Raw genomic sequence first — 17,599 nt, 5'->3', positions numbered from 1 at the left:
GCGGTAGTCAGCGTCAGTCTTGAGTGACCTTTGCGCTGTAGAGCACTTGATAGGCGGCGCTGAATCCGTTGTCGTCGCGGTTCAGCACCAGGCAATGCTCAAGGCTCGCGGCGTGGGGCGCGCCCTGAATAAACGGCAGGTTTGCCACTGGCTGCTGCAAACCGGCAATCGGCGGCACGCTTTGGGCCTGCAATGCGCAACGCGCAAGCATCAGATCCACCAGGCTCGGCGCTGCGCTGAGAATGCCGTTTATCGCCAACCCGCTGGTGATGTGCGAGGCGCGCGCAAGGGCCAGCGTCTGGCACAACACGCGGTCTTTGTGCGCATCGCCGGTGCCGCTGCACACCAATAGATCGGTTGGGCTGTCGGGCAGGCTCAAGCGACCGAGGGTGGCATGGGCCGTCATGTCGGCGAGGCACGCCTGAGGGCCGGCCGGCAGGTCTTCGCGCCGGCGCAGCACCAATGCTGCCGCGCCCTCCCCGGCAATGCCGCCGGTGCCCCGAAGGTCAAACGGCAGCAGAGTGTTCGAGCCGTTGGCGCTGATGACCCCCGCCTGGACCAACCCGGACAGCGCCAGGGCGTCCAGTTCGCTGCCCGCACCGACAACGATTGCCGCGTCGATTCGGCCATCCTGCAAAGCGGCCGTAGCCTCACGCAAGGCTGCCAGGTTGCCGGCGACACCTTGCATATAGGCGTTGCACTCACCCACCAGTTTCAGCGCCAGGCTGGTGACACCCAGCAAGCAGTTGCTCAAGCCTTTGAGCACCAGAAAAGGATCCTGGGCACGGTCTTGCAGGATCCGTTTGGCGAACGCCGCCATGTCGGCGACGCCGTCCTGCCGACAGCCGAGCAACAACTCGGCATAGGATTCCAGAGACGGGTGGGTGTAGCCGCCCTGACAGCAATACAAACCGAAACGGACATCCGGCTGCTCATCGGCCAGGCCTGCTTCTGCCAACGCCTGACGTACCGCGCTGACGCCCCAGATCTTCGCTGCTGAACCTTCGGGCGTTCAGCGCCGTAATTGCACTGCGCCCTTCGGTCGCAGCCGCCCAGAAAGACTCGACACCCCAGCCGCTGGGCAACACGCAGCCCGCACCGGCAATCGCGACCGCCTGTTTCATCGCGGCGCCTCCCGGTACTTGCCCAGCGCCAGTGAAGTGTTGAGGCCGCCGAAACCGAAGGAGTTGCTCAGGGCAACGTCGACCTTGCGCTTGACCGCTTGATGGGCGCAGTAGTCGAGGTCGCATTGTTCATCGGCATCATGCAGGTTCAGGGTCGGCGTGACCCGATCATCCCGGCAGGCCAGGGCCGTGAGCATGAACTCTGGTGCTCCGGCGGCCGCAATCAGGTGGCCGAACTGGGATTTGTTGGCCGTCACCAGCAACCGCCGATAATGTTCGCGCTCGGCGAACAGGGTCTTGATCGCCAGGGTTTCGGCGGCATCGTTGAGGGGTGTCGACGTACCGTGGGCATTGATCAGATCGACCTGTTGCGGCTCCAGCCCGGCATCTGTCAGGGCCGCCTGCATCGCCAGCACCGCTCCCCGGCCCTGCGGGTCGGGTGCGGTGATTTTGTAGGCATCCAGGCTGCTGCCGAAACCCAGCACTTCGGCGTACGGCGTTGCCCCTCGGGCGAGCGCCCGTTCGAGGGTTTCGAGCACGACAAAACCACCGCCCTCACCCGCAATCAAGCCACTGCGATGGCGGTCGAACGGCCGACACAGTTCGGTGCCCCAACGCTGCTCGCTGCTGGCGGCGCCGAGCAGATACAGCGCGGTCATGGTGTCCAGGCTCAGCACCGAATCGGCGCCCCCGGCAATGGCCAGCTCGACCTCGCCGCGACGGATCATCTGGAATGCATTGCCGATGGCCTGGGATGCTCCCGCGCAAGCGCTGCTGATATTGATCACCGGGCCTTCACTGCCGATGCCATCGGCAATCACCCGCGCAAGGCGGTCGTTGCTCTGACACAGTGAACTGTCAGGATCGACCTGCGCCTGTCGCGCCATCAACTGAGCCCAGGACGGTGCCTGCGCCGGGTTATCCGCCAGGCTGAGCAGCATGTCCTGCAAACGATGAGCAGGTGCGCCGGACGCTGACAATACCGCCGCGCCACGCAACTGTTCGGGGCTCAGGCCACCGTCGGAAATGGCTTGGGTGGCCGCGACCCAACCAAAGCGGGTGCGTTTTTCCAGCGACAACCCCCAGGCCGGATGGTCTTTCAAGTGTGCCGGCATCAAGCCCATATCCACGGGCGCTGCGTAACGCACAGGGAACGCACCCGCCTCGACGCCTTCCGGTTGCCATGGCCGAATGCAATGCTCGCCGGCCAACATTCTTTGCCACATGGACTGCCACTCGAAACCGAAGCCGGTGACGGCGCCCATGCCCGTGATCACGATCCGTCTGGGGCTCATGGGTAACTCTCCATTGTCTCTGTGTCCGACGACGTTCTGGCCAGCAGCACCGCGCCCCAATGCCCACCTCGGCTATGTTCGAGCAACAGCGTGTAACGGCTGCAATCCAGTGCCCAGGTCACAGCGATTTCGCTGAGCAAGGCGCTGGCGCCCAAGTCACCTACCAACGCCTTGGAGTGTTCGAGGGTGTGCCCCGATAGGGTGAACAATGCGGCAATCTGCGGGTCCTGTGCATCGGCGACGACCTGCCCGACATCGCTGAGGCATAGTTTTTCGTTGCTCAAAGCACGCTCGATGACGTCGCGACCAACCGCCAGCCCACGCTCGGGTTGCGCGCTGTAACCACGGGCAAACCCGGCAATGCGCAACGCAGATTGAGCACCACGACCCGGCTTGGTCGTCAGCAACAGTGCCGCAGCACCTTCGCCGAAAACCCACGGGCCGGGGTTCACAGGTGGGTGTGTAGCGTCACGCAGGTACAACGCCGGGGTGATGTTCGGGCTGCTACTGACGACGACGGCAGCATCGGCACGGCCTTCGCTCAGATGGGCGGCGGCCTCCATCAAAGCATCCAGTCCTGCATTGCCCTGGGAGCAAAAACCGCCCATGGGGCCCTTGCAATGCAAGGCCTCAGCCGCGTGGGCCATAACGCTGCTGTTGAGCATCATCAGCGCATGCAGCGGCGGTGTGTGGGCAAAGAATTGCGCCAACAGATCCGCCGGTTGTGCGCCAATGGCCTGCACGGCATCCCAGCACGAGCTGGGGCCATCCACTTCCGGAATGGCAGCGGTCAATGCGATCCGCTCATCGGGCAGTTCCAGCTCACGCAAGGCCTCGGCGAGGCGGCCGGCGCAATACAGCAGGCGCGCGCCCTGAGGCTCGAGGCTGCGGGACAATTTGCGGTCATACACACCAGCCGGCAAGGCGGGCGCTGCGACGCAACGGGCCAGGCGTGCCGGGTCGAAATCCAGCGGTTGCGCGGCCTGAGGTTGACTGTCACGAGGCGCACATTCAGTACCGGCGGCGTTGAGTACCGACGCTGCAGTGATATAAACAGCAGTTGAATTGGATCTGGTCATGTCATGCCCTGCCCAGCACCAACGAACTGTTCACGCCACCAAACCCGAAGGAGTTTGAGAGCACGACATTGATCGGTTGCTGCAACGGTTCGCAAAGGAATTTCAACTCCGGAAATTCGGATTTTTCCGGCTGAAAATTGAGGGTCGGCAAGGCCACGCCCGACTGAATGCTCATCAACGACAGCACCGCCTCAATGGCACCACTGCCGGCCAACGAGTGCCCAACGGCAGATTTGTTGGCGGTGAACGTCATCTGCTCCAGGGTTTCGCCGAACACCTGCGCCAGGCCCAGGGCCTCGCAACGGTCATTGGCCTGTGTCGACGTACCGTGAACATTCACATGGTCCACAGCCGCACTGGGCAGTTCGGCATCGGCCAGTGCCGCGGTCATGCAGGCGGCGTACTTGCTGCCATCGCGGCTGCTGGAAGTGATTTTCTCTGCCTCGCACAGATTCGCGTAACCCAGCACCCGGCCCAGCGAGCGGGCCTGACGACGCTCGGCATGCTCGCGGGATTCCAGCACCAACAGCGCCGCCCCCTCACTCAGCACAAAACCGCAGCGGTCTGGCATGAACGGTCGGCTCTGTTCTTGTGGGGAAAAGTCCACTCGCTGGCAGAGTGCGCCCAGCCCATCAAAGCTGTAGTAAGACAATTCATGGGCCATCAACTCCACCGCGCCACACAATGCCAGGTCGATCTCGCCACGGGCGATCGCTCGATAGGCGCTGCCGATGGCCATGGTGCCAGCGGCACAGGCATCGGAATGTGTGGAGATATGGTCACGTACACCCAGCCATTCGGCGAGATGGCGGGTTTGCTGATCAACCCGCCGGGCGAACGCCCCACCGCTGAGGGTGTGGTTATCCAGGTACTGGTCAAGATCGACCCGCCCCTGATCGTCCATGTAACGGCTGGCGTCCCGCAAATCACCGCTCATGCAGTATTTATTGGCCCCGACGAAAATACCGCTCGCGACTCGGGCAAATGCGCCGTCGACCAACCCGGCATGGGCCAACGCCTGACGGGCCACGTAATGCGCCAGCCATTCCTGGCGGGAGGTGGTCTGCAGATCGCCCGGAAAGGCCGCAGCGATCACCTGCCATTGTTGCTCATCGATAAATCCGGCCGCCGGGTTCGCAAACCCCAGGTCGACGAACGCCGGGTGCTGGCGAATGCAGGAACGGTTTTCGCTGATCGTCGTGAACAGCGAGGCTGCATCCAGTGCCGTGGGAGCCACCAGGCCATAGCCGGTGACCAGAACCTCTCGGGCCTGCATCAAGGCAACCCCTACACCGAAGCCTTCAACTGGTTGGCCGCGTACTGCTCAACCAACAGACGCGAGATCGAGTCACCGTCCAGAGGGGTCAGACGAGCACTGCAACCGCCACACACCACTTGTTTGCGTTCATTGAGTTGGGCATGCACCGCCCCACACTCAGGGCAGGTCTCGGGGAGGTAGTTGAAAACGTTATGGCATTGCTGCGCCCAGTTACGCACGGTGGTGGCCGAGAAGACTTCGCCCGGCTGCATGCCCGCGTGCAACTGGCCCGGCGCATAAGCGCTGAGGCTCTGTTCCAGCAAGGCCACGCCGTCCTGCGTGATTCGGCCTTTTTCGACAAACCGGGTGGCGTCGCCGAACACCGCTACCGCGTGATCCAGCACGCTGGTTTTCGGCAAGGTGCAACCGTACTGACGGCCCAGCTGGAAGCTCAGGTCGACGATATCCAGCGAGTCGGCGCCGAGGTCGTCAACGATACTGCTGTGCTCTGCCACGTCGGCCCGGTCCAACACCAGCAACTGCGCAAGAATCTCCTGTGTACTGCTGATAACGCTGTCCAATTCCAAGGGATTGTTCATTGATTGTTTCCCTACAAAAGCCGCATTGAATGAATAAATTCATCGGGCCAAAAAATGCTGTTTTCAGGCCAGATATATCGAGGGCCGGGAGTCTAAAGTCTCCCCCTAAGGGGAGAGTCAACGTGCCATCATCGCTTTTTGCGAGAAATCCCGACGCGCCCTGGAACCTTTGATTTATGCAGTTCAATGGTGCTTGGAGAGGGATCGTAAAATGACAAAATCGATTGCTTGAAACAGCACGATAGTTCCAAAAGTGGGATATAACCGTGCCCGCAAGCACCAGAGGCATCATGCGCAACGACCTGCTGTTTGCGGTATTCGTCGCTATCGTCATCAACCTGGCGATCTGGATCGTCGGCGCGGAAATCCTGCAGCCCAACGGCATCGAGGTGAAAACGCTCGGCGACCCGGGCAAGGCGTTGGAACTGTTCTTCGGCCCGATCGGCTGGTACATTTTCTTCGTAGGCGTATTCGCCACTTTGTTCGCCAGCATGAAATACCGCAAAGCGCGGCAAGAGTTGATAGCCAGGGCCAGCGCGCATTGGGGACTACCTGTACAGAGCAGACCGCGCGCGAAATCGACCTGGGTATTCGAGGCCTGCTGAAAGACGCTTACGCCCGTGCCCGGACCTTGCTCGAGCAACGACGCGCCGACCTGGACACTGGGGCACGCCTGTTGTTGGCCAGGGAAACCATCACCCCGGAAGAATTCCCGGCGCTGCTGCCGGTGGCCAAGGAGCCTGCCACCTATAATCTGGTCGATGCGGCCAAATGACACTCCGATCCAGTCCGAGTACCGACCATGCTCACCGTCACATTGATCAACATGCTGGTGGTGATCCTGGTGGTGATCATCCACTACGAATGCCTGCTGCGCCTGAACGACTGGCTACCGCGGTTGAAACTGTGGAACCGATTCCGGATCGTCGCAGGCGTATTCGGCGCGCTGCTGGCTCATGCGCTGGAGGTCTGGTGTTTCGCCCTGGTGTATTACCTGATGATTCACGCCGAAGGCTGGGGCACGCTCAGTGGCAACTTCGACGGCAGCTTCCTGGATTGCGTGTACTTTTCCTTCACCACCTACACCACGATAGGCTTTGGCGACATAGCGCCTAACGGCCATCTGAAGTACCTCACCGGCCTGCAAGCGTTGACAGGCCTGGTGCTGATCACCTGGACCGCGTCGTTCCTGTTCCTCGAAATGCAGAAATACTGGAAAGCCAAATAGCGCCTGTTCAGGCGTCTGGGTGTGGCGTCCAGTGCCACAAGTAGACGGCTTGCGAAGGTCACCTGGGGCAGTTGGTTGGAGCACCGTTGCGCTGTAACACGAAAAGGGAGCGTCCATGCTCCTGAACGCGGCCGGGTCGCTCATTTGGTGATGGGAATCACTTTTTCAGGGTGAATCGCTTCGGCGCGCTTGGGCAAGTGCACCAGCAGCACACCCTTGGCAAACTGGGCAGTGATCTTTTCAGCGTCGACTTCACGGGGCAACTGGAAGACCCGCTCGAAGCTGCCGTAGTGACGCTCTGACAAGTGGTACTCCTTGCGTTTTTCGTCAACCTCTTCCTGCTTCTCGCCGCGGATCACAACGTTGCCATTGACCAGCTTGATCTCGATGTCCTTGTCGTCCACTCCAGGCAGTTCGGCGCTGATGCGAAACTCATCGGCCAGTTCGCTGATATCCATCGCCGGCATGCCATGGCTGAACAGTTCACGGCGCCAGAATGGCTCGACATCGAACGGGGTATGGCTGAACGGCATGCGCAATGGCCGGCGACCGAAATCGTCGAACAGGCTGTCGATCTGACGCCGCAACTGCTGGAATGGGTGCCACAGGTCCGATGGCTCGGTACTTGGCGGCGTAGCCTTGGCAGGTTGGGTGGTTGCGGAAGTGACAGGTACTTTCTTCGCTGTTTCGGACATGGCGACCTCCTCTAATGAGTAATGCCTCCCTGGGAGACGCCTCGATATTGCGCTGGCAGGCAAGCCCCCGTTTGACCTTTATCAATCAGGATGCGGCCACCATCCTCTGTCGGTTTGATCCTGATCAAAGTGTTGCCATCGCAGGGGCTTAGCTTATATGGAACGTGGCCCGCCCAAACCTGTTCGAGGCGCATATGGACCAGGATGACAGTGAGTGTGTCCGTTTGCTGGAAACATTGCCGGGGCCCGGCATACAGTACCTTCGCCTGATGCTGTGCAACCCGCAACGCAGCGAGGCGATGCCAGGCCAGTATTGCCAACTGGCGAATCAAACCCAGCGCTGGACCTGCAACTACATCAGCATGCCTGGCGCAGCAGGTCGGTTCATGGTCGCCACCCGCAGCGTCCTGGCATTGAAGGTCGGAGATCTGCTGGAGTACTCAGGCCCTCTGGGCAGCGCCTGGCCGGTGCCCTTGCAGAGTGTGCGACTGCTGGCTATCACTCACGGCGAGGGGGTTTTGGCGCTACTTTGCACACTGGATGAGGTTCGCTGTTGGCTACCTTGGGTAGAGGTGAGGCTGTTGCACGAAAGCTTTGAGCAGGAGCAACTGCCCGCTGAATGTAAGCCATGGATCTCAGCGTTTACCTCGGTGCCGCGCAACAGCAGAAGCGTTTGGAGTCAACTGACTGAACAGCTGGAGGATTTCAAGCCGGACACTGTCTACTGCTGCGCGCCATCCTTGGTGGCAAGGCATGCCGCGCGCATCTGTTGGCAAAAAGGGGTCCCGATACAGCGTATCTGGTTGCGGGCAGACCATGTGTCGCGTCCATCCTGGAATTGTCAATTTCCTCTGAATGGGCCTGTGCAACGTTATGACAGGATTCTCGAGGCCCTCAATTCGGCTCCTCCATCCGACTGAGCTTGAGCAGGCCCTGTTGATCGATGAGTCGGACTTCCCGGCCAACGCATTGCAGGAGCCCAGCCTGATTGAACCGGCTGAAAAGCCGGGAGACAGTTTCCAGGGTAAGGTCCAGGTAGTTTGCGATATCTCCTCGCGACATGGGCAGATTAAGGACGTCTGCACGCAAACCTCTTTCTTGATAACGCGCCGCCATGCCCAACAGGAAAAGCGAAAGGCGCTGCTCGGCTCGTCCGTGGCAACAGCGCAGGTGTTCGTCCTTGCCTTGAATACCCAGGCTGAGCATGTGCAACAGTTGATAGCGCAATCCGGGTATCTGCCCCGACAGATCAACCAACTGGTCCAGCCGGATCGAGCAGACCAGCGAAACGTCCAGCGCCAACGCATAGCTCCGATAATGACTTGCCCCGATAGCGTCCAGCCCCAAGATTTCGCCCGGCAGAACGAAGCCGGTGACCCGCTCGTTGCCCTCGGTATCAATCAGAAAATTCTTGATGACTCCTGAGCGCAGGGCAAACACATGCTCCATGGGCTCATCGGCCTTGAACAGATACTCGCCCCTCTTCAAAGGGCGGTTACGGCGAATGATACGCTCCAGCTTTTCCACTTCATCGACGCTTAGGCTGGCGGGCAGGCAAAGTCGGCTCAAAGAGCACGCAAGGCACTTTACCTGGGGCTTTATACCCATATCTTCAGGGCCTGACATGACGATGTCTCCGCTTTTTCTTGCGGGCTCTATAAACGCTAGCCGCTTCGCCCGAAGTTTCTGAGGCAACTGACCAAGGGTCATGGCTGTGCCCCACTAAAGCTTGATCAAGATCAAGTCAGGCCAGTGCGCTGCCCTCATGCTCGACTTAGACAGCCTTCAACCCGTGTTCCTGTCTGAAGGCCCCTGGGCCTTATAAATCTGCATTGTCTGGTAACGTGTAGAGGATGTGTCATGAATACCTTACTGAACGAACTTCACGCCTATCACCATGACATGGCCAATAAGATAAGCCAGATCAGGAAGTTGCTGAAAAAGCTAAAGCATGAACCCGATGCCACTGATGACTGTAAGCTTTTGTTCGAAATGTTGGAGGCCTTGCACAGCAATGCAGAGCGGCACCACCATGAGAATGAAGAAATCATTCGGCGAGCCTTGCTGGCCACGGAGGCGCCGATCCACCCGCGGATCCTGGATATCGAGCGAGATCACCAGGCATTTGCGCGCATTGCTGGGCAATTGAAAACATTAGCGGCTACGACAAAAGACACGAAAGTAATCGCTGACACTGTCGATGACTATATCGAAAAATATTACGACCACATGGAGTCGGAGGAAAACATATTCTTTCCAGCTGCAGACAAATGGCTTTCAAACAGTCAATGGCTGGAAATAAAACATCAATGGCATTAACTGGAGTGCAAATTCAAGCGCCCAACCGCCCCATCTCAATCACACGAGGATACTGCCATGGCTTCTGCTGATACTTCCCGTCAACATACCGCGCCCTCGTTTCCCAAGCCTGCGGGCGAACATTGGATCGAAGCCCTCGACAATGGCACCCATGTACTGATCAGGCCGCTGCAAGCCAAGGACCGGGAGCGCGAGAGGGCCTTCATCGAACGGCTGTCACCGCAGTCGCGGCATTTTCGCTTCCTGTGCCAGATCAAAGAGCCCGGTGAGGCGATGCTCGACCAGTTGATGGCGGTCGACCAGGACCGACAAGCGGCTTATGTCGCCCTCGCCCATGTGGACGGCGAGCTGCAGGAGGTGGGCATATCGCGTTATGCCGCCATTGCCGGCAAGGATGAATGCGAATGCGCCGTGACAGTACTCGACAGCTGGCAGCACCATGGCCTGGGCCGCCTGCTGCTCAAGCACCTGACCGATCATGCCCGGGCAAAGGGCCTGCGGCAGATGTACTCGATCGACTCAGCCGCCAACCTGGCGATGCGCGACCTGGCCAAGGCGGCAGGATTCACCACCACTACCGATCCGGATGATCCGGCCCAGGTCATCCATCGCCTCAACCTGACCTGAAGCGCCGCTGCGCCAGCGCCTGGGGCAGCCACCGTGCTGCCCCGCCCGCTGCAAGCCCCGCGACCTCCGGCCCTATCCGCACGAGGAGGTATCCGTGAACAAAGAGCAAGATCATGCGACATGGAAACCTCCCGCGCCGCGACGGGCGCCTGTCGTTTCAGCTACTGGCAAGCACTACATAACATTCAAGGCAGCGTCGCCCGGGCCTCTTCAGGCAGCAGGTCGAACTGCTCGAGGCAGCGCTGTTCATCGTCTGCCGTCAACGCCTTGTATGCGCTCACTTCCCGCATCGGCGTTTCGAACAAGGCCAGGCGTATCACCCCATTACGGTCGAGAAACGTCTGCGCCAGGCAGGTACACACCGGCTTGCCGACCAATGCCGTGAGCTTTTCATCCTCAGGGGTGTTCACCCGGGCCTGCAGGCTGTCTGTGCAATTTTCCACGATTCGGTCCACCGAGCGCCCCGCCAGCCAAACCGTGCCGCCAGCGAGCAACGCCAGGAACAGCAACATGCCCAAGAGCACGTTCGACTCCTGGGTGACCGAGCGCAGGAAGGCAAGCCGAGCCTGCCAGCCCGTGGCCTGGCCGTTGAATATGGTCTTGCCTACCGTGCGTTTCACGCCACGCTGCACCACCCACCCCAACGCCACGCACAAGGCGAGCAACGCCAGCAGCATAAGTGGATGTTGCATCGGCAGGCGCCAGTTCGGGTTCAACGACCGGTAGGCAGCGACCACGACGAGCAGTGCGAAGATTGCCACGATAAACCCCAGGCTACCCCGTGGCCGATGCATCCAGGCCCGGAGTTTCGCCCTTGCTTGTGTATCCATGACAGCCTCCCGGCCCAGGCTAGCGCACTGGGTCAATAGCAACCGTTTCGTGGTACTCGGGTACGTACACCTGCCAACCGAGCTCGATGCTGATCCGCCGCCGCAACGTGTCGGCGGCGTGCGGCTCACCATGGATGACATAGGTCTGGCGTGGCGGGCGGGCGAAACCGCGCAACCACTCCATGATCTCGTCGGCATCGACGTGCGCAGAGAGATTATCCATCGCATGCACCTGGGCCCGGATAGGCACGTCTTCACCGTGCAGGCGGACACTGCGCGCACCGGCGACGATGTCGGCGCCGCGCGTACCGCCGGCCTGGAAACCAGAGAACAGAATGCTGTTGCGTGGGTTGGGGGCCAGCGCCTTGAGATGGTGCAAGACTCGTCCACCGGTCGCCATGCCACTGGCGGCGATAATGACCGCGGGCTCACGCAGCTGATCCAGATGCCGGGATTCATCGACGGTACGGATGATATGCGTGTCCCTGCACATGTCGGCGCATTCCGCCAACGTCAGGCGATGCTCGCTCCGGAACTGCTGGTAAAGGGTGGTTGCGTCTGTGGCCATCGGGCTGTTGAGGTAGACCGGAATGTCGGGTATCAGGCCATCGCGCTTGAGCTTGTACAGGTAATACATCAGCAACTGGGCCCGGCCAACCGCGAATGAGGGCACCAAGGTGATGCCGTGGCGCAGGAGGGTCTGGTTGATGACCTGGGTCAGAAACTGTTCGGTCGATTCGCTTGGATGCTGGCGATCGCCATAGGTGGACTCCACCAGCAGCACGTCTGCCGTCCTGATCAGTTCCGGCGCGCGCATGATCGGGTCTTGTGGCCGACCCAGGTCGCCAGAGAAGACCAAGGTCTGGCCGTCGACCTTGATCTGTACCGTCGCCGCGCCGAGTATGTGCCCAGCCGTGCGCAACAGCAGCTCCATCCCTGGCGCAATCATGGTCGGGTGATGCAACTCCACAGGGCGCAACAATGCCAAGGCACGCTTTGCATCCTGTTCGGTGTAAAGCGGGCGTGCCGGCGAATGCTTCGAGTAGCCGTGCCGGTTGGCATGCTCTGCCTGCTCTTCTTGCAGCCGGGCACTGTCGAGCAACAGGATTTCGGCCAAGGCACAGGTGGCCGGTGTTGCGTAGATCGGCCCGGTATAGCCTTCCTTCGCGAGCACCGGAAGATAACCGCTGTGGTCGAGGTGGGCGTGGGTCAGCACCACGGCATCGAGCGCGCGCAGCGCCGCCGATAGCGGTTCCCAGTTGCGCAGGCGCAGTTGCTTGTAGCCTTGGAACAGCCCGCAGTCGATCAGCACGCGGCTGCTCTCGTGGGTCAATAGGAACTTGCTGCCCGTCACGGTCCCGGTACCACCGAGGAATGTCAGTTGCATGGCTAGGGCTCCAAGGTTTCGGCCGCTTGAGGGTGAACCGCAAGGACGCTGCACGGCGGGCGGCTGACGATGCGTTCTGTGGTGTCGCCGAGCAGTTTGTCCAGGCCCTTTGGCTGCACGACGCCCATGACCACCGCGTCGATATCCAGCACAGCGACTTGCTCGCGAATCACCTGAACCGGGCCACCTTCCAGGAAGTGGCGGCAATCGGCCGGGACCCCCTCGGCGTCCGCCAAGGTGTCGAACGGCTCCTTCAAGGCATTGCGCATCTCATCGATCCACGCCTGGGTAACGTTCATGTCCGAGGCGAACACGCCCGCCAGGTTGTAGGCCGAGAGCAGGTGCAGCTGTGCATCGCATTGCAGTGCCAGCGCCTGCGCTGCACGAATCAGCCTGCGGTTGAAGGACGCCTGGTCCTCGGGGGTTTCGCTGAAGGAGGTGTCCACGGCGACCAGCACGCGCCGGGGCAGCGACACCGCCGCCTCCGGTACGAAGTGCGTGATGCCCTTCAAGCCCCGCATCAACGCGCAATCCAGGGGCGTGCTGAACAGGCGCATCATGGTTGGCGTCACTTCGCTGTCCTTGATGACCATATCGGGGTGCAGTTCGCTGATGTAGTCGATGGCCTGGCTGCGGATGTCATCTGCCTGCAAGGTGTCGACCGTCAAAGCGGGGCCGCTGCCACGGTGACGCTCGACCAACCCCGCCAGCCGCAAACCGTAGTGGTCGAACTGACGCTGGATATCGGCCTCGTTCAATCGCTCTTCGCGCAGCAGGTGCTCCTGCGTCGGTTCGAACAAGCCCAGTACATGCACACTGGCACCACTGACATGCGCCAGGGCCAGGGCCCGGCGCAGCGCGGCCGAATGCGGATCGAGCTCGGTGAGCAGCACCAGCAGTTGACGATATTGACCCATGGCGAACCTCCGGGCTTGCGCGGCTGGCGTGATGATGTAGGCGATTGTCCGAAAGCAGGCCTGTTCGCGCTTGATGCAGATCAGAAAACCACCATCCGAGCCGGAACTTGACGATTGTCAGAACCGGCGCCGCCCAGCACGGTACAACAGCTCTGGCAAGCATCGACCAGGTGACCGGGAGGCGACATGAACAGGCAGCAGACTGAAAAGCCAGACGCGTGCGAGCATTGGATCGACAAGCTTTCTGATGGCTCTGCCGTACTGATCCGCCCCCTGCGCGAGGAAGACCGCGAAAGGGACCGCCGCTTTCTCAGCACGATCGCCTTCGAGGCCCGGCGTTTCCGCTTCATCGCCGGGCTCAGTGGCGGTGTGCCGAGCCTGGATGCGCAGCATATGCCGGTGGATCATCACCAGTGCGAAGCCTACGTTGCCCTGGTCCATGCAGATGGCCAGTTGCGCCAGATCGGGGTCAGCCGGTATGCCAGTGTTCCCGGCAGCCTCCAGTGCGAATGCGCGGTAGCCGTAAATGAAGAATGGCAACGCAAGGGGCTGGGCCGGCTGCTGATGCAGCACCTGATCGCGGCCGCGAAGCGCAATGGCTTCCACTGCATGATCTCCAGGGACCTGGCGAACAACTACGCCATGCACCGGCTGACCAAGACCCTGGGGTTCACCTCCCGCTACCTGGGTGGCGATGTCAGCGAAATCCTTCACGAGCTCGATCTTCACGCCTGAAAGCAAGGCCCTTTCGGGCCTTGTCTCTCAGCCTTGGGAATGCTCTGGTGATATCACCAGCACGCTGCTGGACAACCGATGCAATACCCGCTCCGCAGTGCTACCGATGAACCAGCCAATGCCGCGATGGTGGTAACTGCCCATGACCAGCACATCGATATCATTGTTCTCCATGAACAGCGCCAGCACCTTGGCCGGGTCTCCCAGCCGCAGGTGGCGGTGTTCGGCGGCGATACCGTTACGTTCGGCCAGTGCCTGGAATGCCTCGCTTTGCGCCTCGTGCAGCGTCTGGGCGAGGTTGGAGTCGAACAGAAACGAATGCTCGCGGCTGCCGCCTGAGTCCAGGTACATGGACCCCAGGTCGTAGGCATATAGCAGTTCGATCTGGGCGTTGCACTGTAATGCCAGTTTCAGCGCTTCACTGATGATCTGGTCATTGAACCCCTCAAACTGGTCCTCGGGGCGGGACAGGTCCACGGCAGCCAGAATCTTGCGCGGCAGCGCGTGGCTGGCCTGATGCACCAGGTGCAGGGGGATGCGGGTTTCCCGCAGCAACTGAATGTCGAGCGAGGTGAACATCGCCCGCGCCCACCAGGGTTCATGCTCGAAGGCTTTGATCAGCATGGCGAACGGCTGCTCGCGCAGGTGGACGAGGATCTCGTCCAGCGGATGCTGCACCCATACCACTTCGGTGGTGACCGTGACCCCGTTACGGCGCATCGAAAGCGCTTGGGTTTCCAGCCATTCACGGTGTTGCTGTACATAACCTTCACGCATCACAGCCAGTGTCTGGTCGTTGACCAGGCCCGCCGTGGCAAGGCCTTCGAGATAGTCGAAAGCAACGATATGCAGGGCCATGCCCTTGGCCTTGGCCAGCGCAGCCGCACGGTCGTAGACCGGGGTGCGCCGCATCAGGGGCGAGGCGATCAGCAAGAGTCTTTGCGGGTTGTCCATGGCGCACCTCAGCGGTTGGGAAGTGTTCCTGGATCATCCATCACCCGCACCTGGCGGATTTGATGTTTATCAACTGAACCACTGGGCGGACAAACGGCAACGCCCGCGGCGCGGAAATTTGATACTGGTCAAAGCTCTTGGCCGTTAACGGCGCAATCTGACCCTACACCAACAACAATCATCGAATGCCCCGGAGGCGTGCCATGGCGCTCATGAAAACCATCGAACGTCGCCTATGGTCGTTCGCCAACCAGCGCGATAGCGCGATGAAAATGGCAATCACGCCCTGAACACCCCTGTTGCCGGCAGGGATGCCTTCGTTTTCGCATGGATTTGCAGTTGGTTTGCTCATGCATGCTTTTGGAGGCTTCCATGAACATCTACGTCGAAAATAGCCCTCAGCAGAACCGCTGGTGGGTCCGCATGGACGACTGCCGGGTGAGCTTCGTTACGTCCACCGAAGCGCAAGCCTTTGTCGACCGGTTGAATGCGCGCCTCAACGCGCCCCACTCGCGGGACATGCTCGCCGACTGGTCACCACGCCCAGGTATGGGCAGCGTTGGCAAAGCTAATGCAGGGATGGCAGCCCAGGCAGGTCTCCGATGCGCGAAGGAGGCCTGAAAATGACTGGCCTACTGAAAGTGACCTTGCTCGACCAACCTGCAGCGTCGAGCCCGGCAACCCCGATTCACCTGAAACCGCTGACGACCCTGTGCACAGAGTGCCGTGTCAGCGGGCTGTGCCTGCCCACCGGTCTGCCCGTGCATGACAACAGTTGCCTGGGCGCACTGATCGGCCCGCGCATGCGTATTCGCAAAGGCGCCGCGCTGTTCAACGCCAACGATCCGCTGACGACGCTTTATGCCGTGCGCTGTGGCAGCTTCAAGACCAGCCTGAACAGCGCCGAAGGCCAGGGCGTGGTGATCAATTTCTGGATGCCGGGCGATGTACTTGGGCTCGACGCCATCGCCACCGAACATCACGTATGCGATGCCATTGCCCTGGAAGACAGCGAGGTGTGCCCTGTCCCCTATCGCCGGCTGCAGGCATTGGCGCGTGACTTTCCCGTCCTGCAGCAAAGCCTGAACCGTTTGATGAGCCGAGAAATCGTGCGTGAGCATGAGCGGGTGCTGATGCTGTGCAACCTCACCGCCGAACAGCGCCTGGCAAGCTTCCTGGTTGGGTTGTCACAGCGCTTCGTCAGCCGCGGCTACTCTGCCCACGGCTTCATGCTGCGCATGTCCCGGGAAGACATGGCTTCGTACCTGGGCCTGCGCCTGGAAACCGTGTGTCGCTCAGTCGCCCGCATGCGCGCGCTGGGCATCGTCAGCATGCGTGGCAGGCTTGTCGAGATACTCGATCTGCCAGCCTTGATAGCCCTTGAGCAAGGCGGCGCGGAAGTCAGCCCCAAGGACACCCCGAAGGCGCCATGCTCGACGCGGTAAATGTCAGCCACGGTGCCGTCGCGCTGGGCATCGGCATGTTGGTGGGGCTTGAGCGCGAGCGCAAGAAAGGCCGCAATGAAGATCATGCCGCTGCCGGCCTTAGGACCTTCGCCATCACCGCCCTGCTGGGCTACGTCAGCATGTTGCTGGCCGGGCCGGTACTGGTCGGGGTCGCCAGCCTGAGCCTGGTTCTGATGCTGTGCATGCATTACCGCAAACACGCCGACAAAGACCCCGAAGTCACCAGCGAAATCGCCCTGCTACTGGTGCTGACGCTGGGCGCACTGAGCCTTGACGAGCCAGAACTTGCCACGGCGGTCGGCGTGGTGCTGACCGTGCTGCTGGCACTGCGCCGCGAGCTGCACCATTTCGTGCTCCAGCAACTGAGCGAGGAAGAGCTGCGCGATGGTTTGATGCTGCTGACGGTAGCGCTGGTGGTGCTACCGTTGACACCGGACAGGTTCATGGGGCCGTATGGCGCACTCAACCCTCGCACCATCTGTACGCTGGTCGTCCTGCTGATGACCGCCGGTGCACTGGGGCATATCGCAATGCGTCTGGTGGGCCCACGCTACGGCTTGCCCCTGAGCGCGATCGCCTCAGGTTTCGCCTCCGGCACGGCAACCATTGCGCTGCTTGCCCATGAGGCACGTCGGCAAGTCACAGCCGTGAGGCCCTTGGCCGCCGCAGCCGTACTGTCGAACCTCGCCAGCATCGCGCAATTCGCCCTGGTGCTAGGCATCGTCGACCGACACCTGTTGAAGCCTTTCGTGGCCTCGATCGGGCTCGGTACCGTGGGTACGGTGGTTTACGGCACTTTGTTGCTTGCCCCCTGGCGTAGCGACCAAGGCACTTCAACAGCGCATCAGGGCGATGGTGCCTTCGATCTCTTCACAGCGCTGATCATCACCGTCGCCCTGACCGGCAACACCTTGACCAAATGCATTCTGTCCCTCGGTAGCGGCGGCTGCAGCTTCGGGAGATACCTTGTTCCCGGCCAACTGGTCATCCTCGGTGCAATGTGGCTGGGGCTTTTGATATGAGGTTGTATCGGCAACCTCTACCCCCTGGATGAGGACAAGCTTGAGGAACTGAAAAGCTACAGGG

The 17,599-nt window shown here is 60.9% G+C and carries 18 protein-coding genes and 3 pseudogenes; 10 read left to right on the top strand and 11 right to left on the bottom strand.

The features are described 5' to 3' along the window. Positions 1-13: 13 nt before the first annotated feature. The 5 genes and pseudogenes from GYA95_RS08265 to GYA95_RS08245 form a co-directional block, all read right to left on the bottom strand. Positions 14-1,124: pseudogene (locus GYA95_RS08265) on the bottom strand (beta-ketoacyl synthase N-terminal-like domain-containing protein). Continuing rightward, positions 1,121-2,419: a beta-ketoacyl-[acyl-carrier-protein] synthase family protein gene (locus GYA95_RS08260; protein ID WP_015270138.1), complete on the bottom strand. Its 1,299-nt coding sequence runs from the start codon at positions 2,417-2,419 to the stop codon at positions 1,121-1,123. The pseudogene GYA95_RS08265 and the gene GYA95_RS08260 overlap by 4 nt, the downstream one beginning before the upstream one ends. Next, a complete protein-coding gene (locus tag GYA95_RS08255; protein WP_015270137.1) occupies positions 2,416-3,342 on the bottom strand; it encodes a beta-ketoacyl-[acyl-carrier-protein] synthase family protein in 927 nt (308 codons plus the stop codon). Before GYA95_RS08255 ends, GYA95_RS08260 begins: the two co-directional genes overlap by 4 nt. Before the next feature lie 157 nt (positions 3,343-3,499). After that, positions 3,500-4,774: a beta-ketoacyl-[acyl-carrier-protein] synthase family protein gene (locus GYA95_RS08250; RefSeq protein ID WP_015270136.1), complete on the bottom strand. Its 1,275-nt coding sequence runs from the start codon at positions 4,772-4,774 to the stop codon at positions 3,500-3,502. 11 nt (positions 4,775-4,785) lie between these two features. After that, a complete protein-coding gene (locus GYA95_RS08245) occupies positions 4,786-5,355 on the bottom strand; it encodes an acyl carrier protein (RefSeq protein WP_015270135.1) in 570 nt (189 codons plus the stop codon). Positions 5,356-5,642: 287 nt separating this feature from the next. On the opposite strand from GYA95_RS08245, the pseudogene GYA95_RS08240 reads away from it, so the two are divergent. The 3 genes and pseudogenes from GYA95_RS08240 to GYA95_RS08230 all read left to right on the top strand — a co-directional run. Next, positions 5,643-5,960 (top strand): annotated as a pseudogene (locus GYA95_RS08240) (divalent metal cation transporter); the annotation flags it as partial. Next, positions 5,912-6,130: pseudogene (locus GYA95_RS08235) on the top strand (ATP-dependent zinc metalloprotease FtsH); the annotation flags it as partial. The pseudogenes GYA95_RS08240 and GYA95_RS08235, both read left to right, overlap by 49 nt. 27 nt (positions 6,131-6,157) lie before the next feature. Next, positions 6,158-6,583, top strand: coding sequence for a potassium channel family protein (locus GYA95_RS08230; protein ID WP_015270132.1), 426 nt, complete (start codon positions 6,158-6,160; stop codon positions 6,581-6,583). Positions 6,584-6,723: 140 nt separating this feature from the next. Here the strand turns inward: GYA95_RS08230 and GYA95_RS08225 are convergent, their stop codons facing one another. Beyond that, positions 6,724-7,278 (bottom strand): Hsp20/alpha crystallin family protein, encoded by a 555-nt coding sequence (locus GYA95_RS08225; protein WP_015270131.1) that lies wholly within the window; start codon positions 7,276-7,278, stop codon positions 6,724-6,726. A 194-nt stretch (positions 7,279-7,472) separates the two neighbouring features. On the opposite strand from GYA95_RS08225, the gene GYA95_RS08220 reads away from it, so the two are divergent. Next, the gene (locus GYA95_RS08220) at positions 7,473-8,198 is read left to right on the top strand and encodes a ferredoxin reductase domain-containing protein (RefSeq protein ID WP_015270130.1); all 726 of its coding nucleotides are present in this window, start codon (positions 7,473-7,475) and stop codon (positions 8,196-8,198) included. Here the strand turns inward: GYA95_RS08220 and GYA95_RS08215 are convergent. Next, the gene (locus GYA95_RS08215) at positions 8,173-8,904 is read right to left on the bottom strand and encodes a helix-turn-helix domain-containing protein (protein ID WP_024086875.1); all 732 of its coding nucleotides are present in this window, start codon (positions 8,902-8,904) and stop codon (positions 8,173-8,175) included. The genes GYA95_RS08220 and GYA95_RS08215 overlap by 26 nt on opposite strands. Positions 8,905-9,138: 234 nt before the next feature. Here GYA95_RS08215 and GYA95_RS08210 point away from each other — a divergent pair, with 234 nt between their 5' ends. Both GYA95_RS08210 and GYA95_RS08205 read left to right on the top strand, forming a co-directional pair. Further along, positions 9,139-9,597 (top strand): hemerythrin domain-containing protein, encoded by a 459-nt coding sequence (locus GYA95_RS08210; protein ID WP_015270128.1) that lies wholly within the window; start codon positions 9,139-9,141, stop codon positions 9,595-9,597. Positions 9,598-9,654: 57 nt separating this feature from the next. Further along, positions 9,655-10,224 (top strand): GNAT family N-acetyltransferase, encoded by a 570-nt coding sequence (locus GYA95_RS08205; protein WP_015270127.1) that lies wholly within the window; start codon positions 9,655-9,657, stop codon positions 10,222-10,224. Between the two features lie 185 nt (positions 10,225-10,409). Here the strand turns inward: GYA95_RS08205 and GYA95_RS08200 are convergent, their stop codons facing one another. From GYA95_RS08200 to GYA95_RS08190, 3 genes are read right to left on the bottom strand one after another with little or no spacing between them, the layout of a single operon-like run. Beyond that, complete coding sequence (locus GYA95_RS08200) at positions 10,410-11,018, bottom strand: hypothetical protein (protein WP_043935573.1); 609 nt, start codon at positions 11,016-11,018, stop codon at positions 10,410-10,412. Between the two features lie 55 nt (positions 11,019-11,073). Further along, positions 11,074-12,441 carry an MBL fold metallo-hydrolase RNA specificity domain-containing protein gene (locus GYA95_RS08195; RefSeq protein WP_015270125.1) on the bottom strand — a complete coding sequence of 456 codons (1,368 nt, stop codon included), beginning with the start codon at positions 12,439-12,441 and terminating at the stop codon, positions 11,074-11,076. 2 nt (positions 12,442-12,443) lie between these two features. After that, positions 12,444-13,358: a universal stress protein gene (locus tag GYA95_RS08190; RefSeq protein ID WP_015270124.1), complete on the bottom strand. Its 915-nt coding sequence runs from the start codon at positions 13,356-13,358 to the stop codon at positions 12,444-12,446. Between the two features lie 186 nt (positions 13,359-13,544). On the opposite strand from GYA95_RS08190, the gene GYA95_RS08185 reads away from it, so the two are divergent. Beyond that, positions 13,545-14,093 carry a GNAT family N-acetyltransferase gene (locus tag GYA95_RS08185; protein ID WP_015270123.1) on the top strand — a complete coding sequence of 183 codons (549 nt, stop codon included), beginning with the start codon at positions 13,545-13,547 and terminating at the stop codon, positions 14,091-14,093. A gap of 27 nt (positions 14,094-14,120) precedes the next feature. Here GYA95_RS08185 and GYA95_RS08180 read toward each other — a convergent pair whose 3' ends face one another. Continuing rightward, positions 14,121-15,047 carry a universal stress protein gene (locus tag GYA95_RS08180; protein WP_015270122.1) on the bottom strand — a complete coding sequence of 309 codons (927 nt, stop codon included), beginning with the start codon at positions 15,045-15,047 and terminating at the stop codon, positions 14,121-14,123. A 372-nt stretch (positions 15,048-15,419) separates the two neighbouring features. Between GYA95_RS08180 and GYA95_RS08175 the strand changes: the two genes are divergently transcribed. From GYA95_RS08175 to GYA95_RS08165, 3 genes are read left to right on the top strand one after another with little or no spacing between them, the layout of a single operon-like run. Continuing rightward, positions 15,420-15,668 (top strand): hypothetical protein, encoded by a 249-nt coding sequence (locus GYA95_RS08175; RefSeq protein ID WP_223997932.1) that lies wholly within the window; start codon positions 15,420-15,422, stop codon positions 15,666-15,668. A 2-nt stretch (positions 15,669-15,670) separates the two neighbouring features. Then, positions 15,671-16,492, top strand: coding sequence for a helix-turn-helix domain-containing protein (locus GYA95_RS08170; RefSeq protein WP_015270120.1), 822 nt, complete (start codon positions 15,671-15,673; stop codon positions 16,490-16,492). Further along, positions 16,477-17,535, top strand: coding sequence for an MgtC/SapB family protein (locus GYA95_RS08165; RefSeq protein WP_015270119.1), 1,059 nt, complete (start codon positions 16,477-16,479; stop codon positions 17,533-17,535). Before GYA95_RS08170 ends, GYA95_RS08165 begins: the two co-directional genes overlap by 16 nt. Positions 17,536-17,599: the final 64 nt, after the last annotated feature.

Origin of the sequence: Pseudomonas asiatica, from assembly GCF_009932335.1 — a bacterium.
GTDB classification, from domain to species: Bacteria; Pseudomonadota; Gammaproteobacteria; order Pseudomonadales; family Pseudomonadaceae; genus Aquipseudomonas; species Aquipseudomonas asiatica.
Note: the sequence above shows the minus strand (reverse complement) of the source record. Positions and strands in the feature narration are given on the sequence as shown.